The sequence below is a fragment of the Streptomyces spiramyceticus genome, from assembly GCF_028807635.1.
Classification (GTDB): domain Bacteria; phylum Actinomycetota; class Actinomycetes; order Streptomycetales; family Streptomycetaceae; genus Streptomyces; species Streptomyces spiramyceticus.
This window is the reverse complement of sequence record NZ_JARBAX010000001.1, coordinates 3851434-3863791: the sequence shown is the minus strand read 5'-3', so window position 1 is coordinate 3863791 and position 12358 is coordinate 3851434. Positions and strand designations below refer to the sequence as shown.

General features: G+C 69.4%; 14 protein-coding genes and 3 tRNA genes. 6 read left to right on the top strand and 11 right to left on the bottom strand.

Annotation, left to right across the window (positions count from 1 at the left end; genetic code table 11):
• Position 1 precedes the first annotated feature (1 nt).
• The 6 genes from PXH83_RS17665 to PXH83_RS17640 form a co-directional block, all read right to left on the bottom strand.
• Entirely contained in the window at positions 2-562 is a 561-nt protein-coding gene (locus PXH83_RS17665) for a TetR/AcrR family transcriptional regulator (RefSeq protein WP_274561370.1), read from the bottom strand.
• 87 nt (positions 563-649) lie between these two features.
• Positions 650-1078 (bottom strand): MaoC family dehydratase, encoded by a 429-nt coding sequence (locus PXH83_RS17660; RefSeq protein WP_274561369.1) that lies wholly within the window; start codon positions 1076-1078, stop codon positions 650-652.
• Complete coding sequence (locus tag PXH83_RS17655; RefSeq protein ID WP_274561368.1) at positions 1078-1530, bottom strand: MaoC family dehydratase N-terminal domain-containing protein; 453 nt, start codon at positions 1528-1530, stop codon at positions 1078-1080. The genes PXH83_RS17660 and PXH83_RS17655 overlap by 1 nt, the downstream gene beginning before the upstream one ends.
• A 109-nt stretch (positions 1531-1639) precedes the next feature.
• On the bottom strand, positions 1640-1804 hold the full coding sequence (rpmG, locus tag PXH83_RS17650; RefSeq protein WP_003956487.1) for a 50S ribosomal protein L33: 165 nt from the start codon (positions 1802-1804) through the stop codon (positions 1640-1642).
• Between the two features lie 88 nt (positions 1805-1892).
• Positions 1893-1965, bottom strand: a tRNA-Met gene (locus PXH83_RS17645).
• 47 nt (positions 1966-2012) lie between these two features.
• Positions 2013-2085 (bottom strand) — tRNA-Thr (locus tag PXH83_RS17640).
• 199 nt (positions 2086-2284) lie between these two features.
• On the opposite strand from PXH83_RS17640, the gene PXH83_RS17635 reads away from it, so the two are divergent.
• The gene (locus PXH83_RS17635; RefSeq protein ID WP_274561367.1) at positions 2285-3559 is read left to right on the top strand and encodes an amidohydrolase family protein; all 1275 of its coding nucleotides are present in this window, start codon (positions 2285-2287) and stop codon (positions 3557-3559) included.
• 40 nt (positions 3560-3599) lie between these two features.
• Positions 3600-4256 (top strand): SDR family oxidoreductase, encoded by a 657-nt coding sequence (locus PXH83_RS17630; RefSeq protein ID WP_274561366.1) that lies wholly within the window; start codon positions 3600-3602, stop codon positions 4254-4256.
• Between the two features lie 109 nt (positions 4257-4365).
• Here the strand turns inward: PXH83_RS17630 and PXH83_RS17625 are convergent.
• Positions 4366-4447 (bottom strand) — tRNA-Tyr (locus PXH83_RS17625).
• A gap of 220 nt (positions 4448-4667) precedes the next feature.
• Here PXH83_RS17625 and PXH83_RS17620 point away from each other — a divergent pair.
• From PXH83_RS17620 to PXH83_RS17605, 4 genes are all read left to right on the top strand, one after another.
• On the top strand, positions 4668-5156 hold the full coding sequence (locus tag PXH83_RS17620; protein WP_214920434.1) for a YajQ family cyclic di-GMP-binding protein: 489 nt from the start codon (positions 4668-4670) through the stop codon (positions 5154-5156).
• 164 nt (positions 5157-5320) lie between these two features.
• Positions 5321-5827 carry a methylated-DNA--[protein]-cysteine S-methyltransferase gene (locus tag PXH83_RS17615; protein WP_274561365.1) on the top strand — a complete coding sequence of 169 codons (507 nt, stop codon included), beginning with the start codon at positions 5321-5323 and terminating at the stop codon, positions 5825-5827.
• Positions 5827-6516: an alpha-ketoglutarate-dependent dioxygenase AlkB family protein gene (locus PXH83_RS17610; protein ID WP_420803229.1), complete on the top strand. Its 690-nt coding sequence runs from the start codon at positions 5827-5829 to the stop codon at positions 6514-6516. The genes PXH83_RS17615 and PXH83_RS17610 overlap by 1 nt, the downstream gene beginning before the upstream one ends.
• Positions 6517-6558: 42 nt before the next feature.
• Positions 6559-7803 (top strand): APC family permease, encoded by a 1245-nt coding sequence (locus tag PXH83_RS17605; RefSeq protein WP_274561363.1) that lies wholly within the window; start codon positions 6559-6561, stop codon positions 7801-7803.
• A gap of 51 nt (positions 7804-7854) precedes the next feature.
• On the opposite strand, the gene PXH83_RS17600 is transcribed toward PXH83_RS17605, so the two are convergent.
• The 4 genes from PXH83_RS17600 to PXH83_RS17585 form a co-directional block, all read right to left on the bottom strand.
• Positions 7855-8247, bottom strand: a complete 393-nt coding sequence (locus PXH83_RS17600; RefSeq protein ID WP_274561362.1) for a YccF domain-containing protein — start codon at positions 8245-8247, stop codon at positions 7855-7857.
• A complete protein-coding gene (gene htpX, locus PXH83_RS17595) occupies positions 8244-9107 on the bottom strand; it encodes a zinc metalloprotease HtpX (protein WP_274561361.1) in 864 nt (287 codons plus the stop codon). The genes PXH83_RS17600 and htpX overlap by 4 nt, the downstream gene beginning before the upstream one ends.
• A 147-nt stretch (positions 9108-9254) precedes the next feature.
• Positions 9255-10766, bottom strand: a complete 1512-nt coding sequence (locus PXH83_RS17590; RefSeq protein ID WP_274561360.1) for an NADH-quinone oxidoreductase subunit N — start codon at positions 10764-10766, stop codon at positions 9255-9257.
• Positions 10763-12352 carry a complex I subunit 4 family protein gene (locus tag PXH83_RS17585; protein WP_274562875.1) on the bottom strand — a complete coding sequence of 530 codons (1590 nt, stop codon included), beginning with the start codon at positions 12350-12352 and terminating at the stop codon, positions 10763-10765. The genes PXH83_RS17590 and PXH83_RS17585 overlap by 4 nt, the downstream gene beginning before the upstream one ends.
• Between the last annotated feature and the right edge of the window lie 6 nt (positions 12353-12358).

The window sequence follows — 12358 nt, the reverse complement described above, 5'->3', positions numbered from 1 at the left end:
ACTACTCCGTAGTCGGAACCGTAGACATGTCGAAGCCCGACCACACTCTGTGACTTGACGCGAAGCCCAGCGACGCAAGCACGTTGATCAGCATCCCGTAGGACATGAAGTAGGTGGTCTCCTTGATGTCCGCACCGAGAGTGAGGTGTGTGGAGTCCCAGAGCTCCGCCCATTCGGCACGGATCGGCTCACCGAACTCGTGATCCCCGGCCGCCTCGGCCGACGCGACGGCGACGTACGTCTGCATGTGCATCAGCAGCCGGTCGGGGTCGTCGGCGAGGAGCTTCTTGTACGCGGTCGCCATGGCCATGTGCGCATCCTGGGCCGGAACGGCGCTCGCCGCATCAGCCAGCGCCTCCCGGGTCTCCCTCAGGCCACGGAGGGCCGCCGCGAGAAAGAGCTCCTGCTTGTTCTTGAAGAGGCGGAAGAGATACGGCTGCGACACCCCCACGCGCTTGGCGATCGCCTCGGTGGAGGTCCCGTGGTAGCCACCGCGGGCAAACTCGGTGATCGCCGCGCGGATGACGCTCTCGCGTCGCTCGTCTGCGCTCATCCTGACCATGAGGCTGAAGTTAGTGGCCAATCACTAATCACGTCAAGCGGTAAGGGGCGCCCGCAATTACGGGGCGCCCGTTACAACAGCCGGAAGTCAGGCGAGCTGGACCACGGCGCGGGACATGCCCAGCACCTTCTGGCCCGCACTCATGGCCGTCAGGTCCACCCGGACCCGGTTGTCGTCCAGCAGCGCGGCGACCTTGGCGCTGACCTCGATCAGCGCGCCCTTGTCGTCGTTCGGTACGACTACGGGCTTGGTGAAGCGCACGCCGTACTCCACCACCGCGCCCGGGTCGGCCACCCAGTCGGTGACGACACGGATCGCCTCGGCCATGGTGAACATGCCGTGCGCGATGACGTCGGGCAGTCCGACCTCGGCGGCGAACTTCTCGTTCCAGTGGATCGGATTGAAGTCGCCGGAAGCGCCCGCGTACTGCACGAGCATGGCCCGCGTCACGGGAAAGGACTGCGGCGGCAGCTCGGTGCCGACCTCGACGTCCGCGTAGGAGATCTTCGCCGTCATCACGCCTCCTCGGCCGCGCGCGAGACGAGCTTCGTCCACGCCGTCACCACATGCTCGCCGGCCTCGTCGTGGACGTCCCCGCGGATGTCCACGATGTCGTTGCCGGCCAGCGACTTGACCGCCTCTATCGTCGAGGTGACCGACAGCCGGTCCCCCGCGCGCACCGGGCGCTTGTACGCGAACTTCTGGTCGCCGTGCACCACGCGGCTGTAGTCGAGACCCAGCTGCGGGTCCTGTATGACGTCTCCGGCCGCCTTGAATGTGATGGCGAAGACAAAGGTCGGCGGAGCGATCACATCGGAGTGACCGAGCGCCTTGGCGGCTTCCGGATCTGTGTACGCGGGATTGGTGTCGCCCACTGCCTCGGCGAACTCGCGGATCTTCTCCCGGCCGACCTCGTACGGTGCGGTGGGCGGATAGGCCCGCCCCACGAAGGACTGGTCGAGCGCCATGGGCCCGTACCTCCTGATGCCTGTGAACTGATGCCTGTGAATTGCCTGACGGAAACAACGACACGAGGCCGCCCCCGAAGTGGGGACGGCCTCGCATACGAGCCTGTGTTTAGCGGGTTTCGCGGTGCGCAGTGTGCGAGTTGCAGCGCGGGCAGTGCTTCTTCATCTCCAGTCGGTCCGGGTTGTTACGCCGGTTCTTCTTGGTGATGTAGTTCCGCTCCTTGCACTCCACGCAGGCCAGCGTGATCTTCGGGCGGACGTCGGTGGCAGCCACGTGAGTGCTCCTTGGACGGACGGTTGACGGATGAACGCATAAAAGAGTAGCCGATCGAAGGACCGACCCCACAATCGGCTACCGTGTGTAGCGGTGACCGGACTTGAACCGGTGACACAGCGATTATGAGCCGCTTGCTCTACCGACTGAGCTACACCGCTTTGATGCCGGATCCCCCCGCCCGAAGGCGGGGATCACCGATCACCAGAGCCCCAATACGGAATCGAACCGTAGACCTTCTCCTTACCATGGAGACGCTCTACCGACTGAGCTATTGGGGCGAGCGATGAAGACATTACACGGTCGCCCGCCGATCGCCCAAATCCGTTTCACTGCCCAGCCCCAACCGTCCCGTACGCCACTCGTGCCTACACCGGTACGACTATTTCGCTCCTCCTCGAAGGCTGGATTCAGGGCCCCTAGGCTCTACTCACGCTGCGTGATCTCGATCTTGCACGCCCGAGCCTCGCCAGGAGCCCGATGTCCGACAGCCAGCCGCAGCCGCCCCTTCCCTCCGGTGGCAGCTCTGGAAACAGCGACGGCGCGTCGACCACCGATGCCGCCACGCTGCTGCTCTGCGCCGCCCGTCTCACCGACGGCCGCATCGTGGACGTACGGCTCAGCGGTGGGCGTATCGAGGCAGTCGGCACCGCGGGCAGCCTCTCCGCGGTGGGCGCGCGCGTGGACCTCGCCGGGCATCTCCTGCTCCCCGCCCCCGCCGAACCGCACGCCCACAGCGACACCGCCCTGACCGCCGACACCGGCGGCCCGATCTCGTACGGCACGGAGGACGTCCAGCGCCGCACCACCGAGGCCGCGTTGCTGCAGCTCGGGCACGGCGCCACGGCGCTGCGCTCGCACGTACGCATCGGGGATGTGCAGGGGCTCAGCTCCATGGAGGCGGTGCTCCAGGCGCGGCGCTCGCTGCGCGGTCTCGCCGATCTCACCGCCGTCGCCGTGCCCCGGCTGCTGACCGGCATCGCGGGCGCGGACGGGCTCGCGATGCTGCGGGACGCCGTGAAGATGGGCGCGGGTGTGGTGGGCGGCTGCCCGGACCTGGATCCCGACCCGGCCGGGTACACGGAAGCGGTCCTGGAGGTCGCCGCCGAGCACGGCTGCCCCGTGGACCTCCATACGGAGGGTGACGATCCGGCGCGTCTCGCGCGGCTCGCGGCGATGGTCGGAGGGCTGCGGCCCGGGGTCACGATCGGGCCGTGCGCCGGGATCTCCAGGCTGCCCCTGGACGCCGCGACGCGCGCCGCGGGCCAATTGGCCGCGGCAGGGGTGACGGTGGTCTGCCTGCCTCAGGGCGACTGCGTGGGCGTCGAACGGCGGGGTGCGGGGCCCGCTCCCGTACGGCTGTTGCGGGCGGCCGGGGTGCGGGTCGCGGCGGGCAGCGGGGCGCTGCGGGACGTGGCGAATCCGGTGGGGCGCGGGGATCCGCTGGAGGCCGCCTATCTGCTGGCCTCGCAGGGCGGGATGCGCGCTCCGGACGCGTACGGGACGGTGAGTTCGGCGGCTCGGCAGGCGATGGGGCTGCCCGAAGTGCGGGTGGAGGCCGGTTTTCCCGCCGAGCTGCTTGCCGTACGCGGGGACCGGATCGCGGGCGCGCTGTCCCTGGCGTACAGCCGGGTAGTCATCCACCGCGGGCGGGTGGTGGCCCGGACCAGCGCGGTGCGCGAGTACTGCGACTCGGCGGTCGCCGTCGCGCTCGATCTGCCGCGCCAGGGACGAGGTGGCGGACCCGGGCCCTGAACGCACGCGCGCGTGGGCGGGTGGGCGTACGGTCGGAATCATGCGCATTGTCATCGCAGGTGGACATGGTCAGATCGCGCTGCGGCTGGAGCGGTTGCTCGCCGCGCGCGGGTACGAAGTCGCGGGCATCATCCGCGATCCCGAGCAGTGCGAGGATCTGCGGGCGGCGGGCGCCGACCCGGTCGTGCTCGACCTGGAGACGGCCTCCGTGGAGCAGGTCACGGAAGTGCTCGCCGGCGCCGACGGCGCGGTTTTCGCGGCGGGCGCTGGACCTGGCAGCGGCACGGAGCGCAAGGACACGGTGGACCGGGGCGCGGCCGTGCTCTTCGCGGACGCCGCGGAGCGTGCGAGCGTACGCCGCTACCTCGTCGTGTCGTCGATGGGCGCCGATCCGCAGCGGCAGGGCGACGAGGTCTTCGACGCGTACCTGCGCGCCAAGGGTGAGGCGGACGCGGACGTACGCTCCCGGGCAGGCCTGGACTGGACGATCCTGCGGCCGGGCAGCCTGACGAACGACGCGGGCACGGGGCTCGTGCACCTCGGGGCCTCTACGGGGCGCGGTCCCGTGGCGCGCGACGATGTGGCGGCGGTCCTGGCAGAGCTGCTGGAGACTCCGTCGACAGCGGGACTGACGCTGGAGCTGATCAGCGGCTCGGTGCCGGTCACGGTCGCGGTGAAGGACGTCGCCGGTAATTGAACGCCCGGCGCCTGTCCGGGAGTTCCCGGGTCCGAGGCGAAAGCCTCCGTATACGAGAAAACCCCCTCCGGGCTGCATCTCTGCAGTCCGGAGGGGGTTTCCCTACCTGTGGCGGCGCCAGGATTCGAACCTGGGAAGGCTAAGCCGGCGGATTTACAGTCCGCTCCCATTGGCCACTCGGGCACACCGCCATGGGATGTCGCTCCGGATGACCGCTTGGGGCGGTGCTCCGTGGCAACGCCGTAAACGATACCTGATACCCGGGGGTGCTCCGCCACCGGATTGATCAGCGCTCGGGGCGGGTGCGGGTGGCTAGGCTTTACGGGAGCGGTCCGGGCAGGCCCGGCCGCGCACCCCGCCGACCAAGGCATTCCAACACCAGGCAGCCCCCAATACAAGGAGCCACAGGACATGGCCGACTCCAGTTTCGACATCGTCTCGAAGGTCGAGCGGCAGGAGGTCGACAACGCCCTCAACCAGACCGCGAAGGAGATCTCGCAGCGCTACGACTTCAAGAACGTCGGCGCCTCGATCGATTGGTCCGGCGAGAAGATCCTTATGCAGGCGAACTCCGAGGACCGGGTCAAGGCCATCCTCGACGTCTTCGAGACCAAGCTGGTCAAGCGCGGGATCTCGCTGAAGGTGCTGGACGCCGGCGAGCCGCAGCTGTCCGGCAAGGAGTACAAGATCTTCGCGTCGATCGAGGAGGGCATCTCCCAGGACAACGCCAAGAAGGTCGCGAAGATCATCCGCGACGAGGGCCCCAAGGGCGTCAAGGCGCAGGTCCAGGGCGACGAGCTGCGGGTCAGCTCGAAGAGCCGTGACGACCTGCAGGCCGTGCAGGCGCTGCTGAAGGGCAAGGACTTCGAGTTCGCGCTGCAGTTCGTGAACTACCGCTGACCTGGCGGTCCGGTACGAGAGCGGGGGTGGAGGCGGCGCGGCCGGCCGCACCCCCGCACTGCCCGTTGCGATGTCCGAATACCGCCGGTTCCGGTGGGCGCGGCGTCGCAGACTCGTCGTAGACGGGGCGTACACGGGACGTACTGCGAGGGAAGGAACGCGCCATGACGGTCTACGCAACCATGGACAGCCCACTGGGCGAGCTGCTGCTGGTCGGCGAGGAGTCCGCGACCGCGCCCGGTGGCACCGCACTGGCCTCGTTGTCCGTGCCGGGGCAGAAGGGCGGGGCGGTCGTCCGGGACGGATGGCGGCTCGCGCCGGAGGCTTTCGACGCCATCGCCGGGCAGCTGCGAGCGTACTTCGCCGGCGAGCTCACCCGCTTCGACGTGGAGTACGTGAGCGGGGGGACGGCGTTCCAGCAGCGGGTGTGGCGAGCGCTGGAGGAGATCCCGTACGGCGTGACGGTGTCGTACGGGGACATCGCCGGGCGGATCGGCTCGGCGGGCGCCGGAGTACGGGCCGTAGGGACGGCTATCGGGCGCAATCCGCTGCTGGTGGTGCGGCCGTGCCACCGGGTGATCGGGGCGGACGGGGCGCTGCGCGGGTACGCGGGCGGACTGGAGCGCAAGGAGCGGCTGCTTGGGCTCGAAGGGGCACTGACGGCGGCATGATGCTGTTTCCGGGCCCCCGCGAGCGGGCTGTTGTCGCGCCCGGGGCGGTACATGTACCGGGCTGGCTGTCGCTGGAGCAGCAGCGGGAGCTGGTCTCGGCGTGCCGGGAGTGGGCGCAGGGACCGGTGCCTATTCGCCATACAGTGCTGCCGGGCGGGGGTGTCATGTCCGTACAGACGGTGTGCCTCGGGTGGCACTGGAGGCCGTACCGGTATGTCCGTACCGCTGACGATGTGAATGGCGCGCGGGTCGCGGAAGTGCCGGAGTGGCTGGTGGCGTTGGGGCGGGCTGGGGTGGCCGAGGCTTATGCCGGTGCTTGTGGGGAGGACGGCGGATACGCGGGTGGCGCGTATGCGGCCGGTGGGTATGCGCCTGACACCGCGCTCATCAACTTCTATGACGGCGCGGCGAAGATGGGCATGCACCAGGACAAGGAGGAGCGGTCCGGTGCGCCGGTCGTGTCGCTGAGTCTGGGCGATACGTGCGTCTTCCGTTTCGGCAATACGGAGGGGCGGGGACGGCCGTACACAGATGTGGAGTTGGCGTCCGGGGACCTCTTTGTGTTCGGCGGACCTTCGCGTTTCGCGTATCACGGGGTGCCGAAAGTGCTGCCGGGGACAAGTGATCCGGCGATCGGGATGGCCGGTGGGCGGCTCAACATCACACTGCGGGAGACCGGGCTCACGTAGCCGATCAGCAGGGTGCGGCAGCCGGTCAGTAGGGTGCGGCGCATGACACAGGAGATGCGGCGGACTCTCGGGGTCTTCGACGCCGTGGTGATCGGGCTCGGGTCGATGGTCGGGGCCGGGATCTTCGTCGCGCTCGCCCCCGCGGCGAAGGCGGCAGGGTCCGGCGAGCTGCTGCTGGCGGGGCTGGCGCTGGCCGCTGTGGTGGCGTACTGCAATGCGATGGCGTCGGCGCGGCTGGCCGCGCTGTATCCGGCTTCGGGCGGGACGTACGTGTACGGGCGGGAGCGGCTCGGCCCTTTCTGGGGTTACCTGGCGGGCTGGGGCTTCGTCGTCGGGAAGAGCGCTTCGTGCGCGGCGATGGCGCTGACGGTCGGTGCCTACGCATGGCCGGGGCAGGCGCATGCGGTGGCCGTCGCGGCCGTGGTGGCGCTGACTGCCGTCAATTACGGGGGCGTTCAGAAGTCGGCGTGGCTGACGCGGGCCATCGTGGCGGTGGTGCTGGCGGTTCTGGCAGCGGTCGTCGTGGTGTGCGTGGTGGGGGCGGACGGGCCGTCGGTCGGTTCGGGTGGGCGCGGTTCGGGGGTCGGCGGGGTGCTTCAGGCGGCGGGGCTGCTGTTCTTCGCGTTCGCCGGGTACGCGCGGATCGCCACGCTCGGCGAGGAGGTGCGCGATCCGGCCCGTACGATTCCGCGCGCGGTTCCCTTGGCGCTGGGGATCGCCCTGGCGGTGTACGCATGCGTGGCGGGGGCGGTGCTCTCGGTGCTGGGGGCCGGCGGACTGGGGGCGGCGACGGCCCCGTTGGCCGATGCGGTACGGGCGGCGGGCGTCCCGGAGCTGGCGCCCGTGGTGCGGGTGGGGGCTGCGGTGGCGGCGCTCGGCTCGCTGCTGGCGCTGATCCTCGGGGTCTCGCGTACGACGCTGGCGATGGCTCGTGACGGCCATCTGCCGGGTGCGCTGGCCGCCGTGCACCCGCGATTCCAGGTGCCGCACCGGGCGGAGCTGGCGGTCGGTGCGGTGGTCGCGGTGGTGGCGGCGACGGTGGATGTGCGCGGGGCGATCGGCTTCTCGTCCTTCGGGGTGCTGGTCTATTACGCGATCGCCAACGCCTCGGCTTGGACGCTCGGTTCGCTCCGGGTGCGGGTCATGGCGGTGGGCGGCCTTGCCGGTTGTGTGGCGCTGGCGCTCGCGTTGCCGGTGTCTTCGGTGCTGGCTGGGGCGGGTGTGCTGGCGCTGGGGGCCGGGGCGTACGGGGTGCGGCGGTTCAGGGCCGGGGCTGCGGCGGGGTGAGGTGCGTCCGGGGGCTCGGGGGCGGGGCGCCTCGGCGTACGGAACGACGTACTACCTGGAGACGAACGGCTGGTCTGTGGGGACGATTTCGCGGCCCAGGGGCAGCAGCGAGAGCGGGATCATCTTGAAGTTCGCGATGCCGAACGGGATGCCGATGATCGTGACGCACAGGGCGATGCCGGTGACGATGTGGCTCAGCGCCAGCCACCAGCCCGCCAGGATCAGCCACAGCACGTTGCCGACGAAGGACGGGGCTCCCGCGTCGCGGCGTTCCACCGCTGTGTAGCCGAAGGGCCAGAGCGCGTAGACGCCGATACGGAAGGCCGCGATGCCGAAGGGGATGCCGATGATCGTGATGCACAGGACGATGCCCGCCAGCAGGTAGCCCAGGAAGAGCCAGAAGCCGCTGAGGACCAGCCATATGACGTTCAGGATTGTCTTCATGGGCGATGACCTGCCATTTGTTCGAGTCGGGCGATGCGCTCCGCCATCGGCGGGTGCGTGGAGAAGATTTTGGACATGCCCCGGCCGGGCCGGAACGGGTTCGCGATCATCATGTGGCTCGCGGTCTCGATCCGGGGCTCGGGCGGCAGCGGCAGCTGCTTCGTGCCGGCGTCGAGCTTGCGCAGGGCGCTGGCGAGGGCGAGTGGGTCGCCCGTGAGCTGCGCGCCGGAGGCGTCCGCCTGGTACTCGCGGGAGCGGCTCACGGCGAGCTGGATCACAGATGCTGCCAGCGGGCCAAGGATCATGATCAACAGTATGCCGAAGATGCCGGGGCCCTCGTCGTCGTCGGACCGGCCTATGGGAATCAGCCAGGCGAAGTTGACCAGGAACATGATGACGGAGGCCAGGGCGCCGGCGACCGAGGAGATCAGGATGTCGCGGTTGTAGACGTGGCTCAGTTCGTGGCCGATGACGCCGCGCAGCTCCCGCTCGTTGAGGATCTGGAGGATGCCCTCGGTGCAGCAGACCGCGGCGTTGCGCGGGTTGCGGCCGGTCGCGAAGGCGTTGGGGGCCTGGGTGGGCGAGATGTACAGCCGGGGCATCGGCTGGCGGGCCTGGGTCGAGAGGTCGCGGACCATGCGGTATAGCTGCGGCGCCTCGAACTCGCTCACGGGGCGGGCGCGCATGGCCCGCAGCGCCAGCTTGTCGCTGTTCCAGTACGCGTAGGCGTTGGTTCCGAGCGCGACGAGGACCGCGACGATCAGGCCCGTACGGCCGAAGAAGCTGCCGATGACGATGATGAGTGCGGACAGTCCCCCGAGGAGTACGGCGGTCCTGAGCCCGTTGTGCCGGCGGTGCACGGTACGCCCTCCAAAAGGTGCGGCAGGGGAACCCCTTGCTGGGAGGTGCTTCCACGTCCAGTGGACCCTCCCTTACTGGTCAACGCCAGGCGAGAGGGGCTAGTTCCCTTGTGCACCGGCCGCCCGTTGGGCCGTACGGGCCTCCGCTTACTGGAAGAGGTTGCCCGTGGCGAAGCGCAGCACCAGCTGGGGTGCGCCGGACAGGACGATGCCGAGTGCGGCCGTGAGGACGATGGCGACAGTGACGGGCATCGGCACCGCGTGCTTGGGCCGCTCGCCCTCGGCGGGGGCGCGGAAGAGCACCGCGGTCCACTGGAGGTAGTAGTAGAGCGCGATCACTACGTTCACGGCCATGACGACGGCGAGCCAGCCGAGGCCCGCGTCGACCGCCGCCGAGAAGACCGTCACCTTGGCGAAGAGGCCGATGATGCCGGGCGGCAGACCCGCGAGGCAGAGCAGGAAGAAGCCGAGGGCGAGGGCGGTGAGGGGGCGGGTCGCGTAGAGGCCCCGGTAGTCCGTGATCCGGTTCAGCGGGTGCGTACGGGCGACAAGAGCGGCGACCGCGAAGGCGCCGAGGTTGATCACGGCGTACATCAGGGCGTACGCGACAGTGGAGCCGATCTGGTCGTCGCTGGAGTATGCGGCTGCCGCGATCGGGACCAGGATGTAGCCGGCCTGCCCTACCGACGACCAGGCCAGCAGGCGGACCGCACTGTACGAGCGGGTCGCGGACTGGCGCAGGGCGGCGACGTTGCCGACGGTCATGGTGAGTGCGGCCAGCACGGCGATCGCCGGACCCCATACGTCCGCGTAGGAGGGAAAAGCGACCACCGTGACGAGGATGAGACCCGAGAAACCGACCGCCTTACCGATGACGGACAGGTAGGCGGCGACGGGGAGCGGCGCCCCTACGTATGTGTCGGGGACCCAGAAATGGAACGGCACAGCGGCCGTTTTGAAGGCGAAGCCGACCAGGGTCAGGGCGACCCCCGCCTTTGCGAGCGTGTCCAGCTGCCCCGGTACGTCGTCCAGGTTCGCGGCGACTTCGGTGAGGTGCAGGGTGCCGGTTGTCGCGTACACAAAGCTGACGCCGAGCAGCATCACGGCGGTCGCTGCCACGGAGGACAGGAAGAACTTCAGGGCCGCTTCGGAGGACAGGCGGTCCCCGCGCTTCATGCCGACCAGGGCGAAGGCGGGCAGCGACGCGACTTCGAGGGCGACCACAAGGGTGGCCAGGTCGCGCGAGGCAGGGAGCAGGGCCGCGCCCGCCGCCGATGACATCAGGAGGAACCAGAACTCGCCCGCAGGGAGCCTCTCCTTCGTCTCGGTCATGGAGAGCAGGGCCGTGAGCAGCGCGCCGCCGAGCACCAGGAACTGGATGACCAGGGCGAAGTGGTCGGCGGTGTAGCTGCAGACGTCGGTGTCGGAGGTCAGGCAGAAGGTGGAGCGGTCGCCGTCGAGCAGCGGCAGGAGGGTGACGAGAGCGGCGGCGAGACCGGCGATCGAGAGCCACCCGAGGAGCTGCTTCCTGCTCTCCGGTACGAAGAGGTCGGCGACCAGGACGATCAGGCCGACGGACGCGGTGATCGTAGGCGGGGCGATCGCCAGCCAGTCGACGGACTGGACGAGGTTGGCGGCGCTTTCGGCGGCCACGGTCACGACTTGCCTCCTGCGAGGAGCTGCTGCACGGCCGGGTCGGTGAGGCCGAGGAGGACCGCGGGCCAGAGTCCGGCGAGGACAGTGAGGGCGACGAGGGGCGTCCAGGCGGCGAATTCGTAGCTCTGGACGTCGGCGATCGGCTCGGGCGATTCCTGCGGCACGCCCATGCAGACGCGGCGTACGACGACGAGCAGGTATGCGGCGGTGAGCAGCGTGCCGATGCCGGCGATCGCCATGAAGGTGAGGAAGGCGGGGCGGCTGAGGCCTTCGGCGGGGTCGAAGGCGCCGAACATCGTGAGCATCTCGCCCCAGAATCCGGCGAGGCCGGGAAGCCCGAGTGAGGCGACCGCGGCGAAGGCCAGCAGGCCGCCGAGGCGGGGGGCGCGGCCGTAGAGCGCTGCGCCGGTGGCGCCGGCCAGGGTGTCGAGGTCCGCGGTGCCGTAGCGGTCCTTGAGGGCTCCGACCAGGAAGAAGAGCAGGCCGGTGATGAGTCCGTGGCCGATGTTGGCGAACAGCGCGCCGTTGATGCCGGTGGGTGTCATGGACGCGATGCCGAGGAGTACGAAGCCCATGTGGCCGACGGAGGAGTACGCGATCAGGCGCTTGAGGTCGCCCTTGGCGCCCTTGCGGGTGAGAGCGAGGCAGGCCAGGGATCCGTAGATGATGCCGGCGACCGCGAAGGCTGCGAGGTACGGCGCGAAGGTGCGCATCCCGTCGGGTGCGATGGGGAGCACGAGGCGGACGAATCCGTACGTACCCATCTTCAGCAGGACGCCCGCGAGGAGGACGGAGCCGACGGTGGGTGCGGCGGTGTGGGCGTCCGGCAGCCAGCTGTGCAGCGGCCACATCGGAGTCTTCACCGCGAGGCCGAGACCGATCGCCAGAACGGCGATGACCTGCACGGATGTTGTCAGCCCACGGCCGTTGTCAGTGGCGAGTGCCACCATGTCGAATGTGCCCGAATTCAGTCCGATGAGGAGGAGACCGAGCAGCATGACGACGGAGCCGAGCAGCGTGTAGAGGATGAACTTCCAGGCGGACGACTGGCGTTGGTCGCCGCCCCAGCGTGCGATCAGGAAGTACATCGGGATGAGGACCATCTCGAACGCCAGGAAGAACAGCAGGAGATCGAGGACGGCGAAGGTCGCGAGCATGCCGGACTCAAGGACGAGCAGCAGTGCGACGAATGCCTTCGGGGACGGGCCCGCGGGCATCTTGAAGTAGCTGTAGAGCGCGCAGAGGAAGGTCAGCAGCGCGGTCATGACGAGGAGGGGGAGCGAGATGCCGTCGATGCCGAGGTGGATCCTGACGTCGAGCGCCGGGATCCAGCTGATGTCGGTCGTGGCCTGCATCCTCGACGGGTTGGTTGGGGTCTCCCCTGCTCGAGCGGGGTCGAGAGCTTGGGGAAGGTCGAAGCCGATCGCGAGGGCGATCGCTGCGGCGAGGACCGCGCCGGTCACGGTCACGCCGTGGCGGAGCACGGCCTGGTCGGGGCTCTTGCCCTTCAGGCCGGGCGGGGCCGGGAGGAGAGCCGCTGCGGCGCCGATGAGCGGGCCGACGACGACGAACGCCAGAAGGAACTGCATCACGGA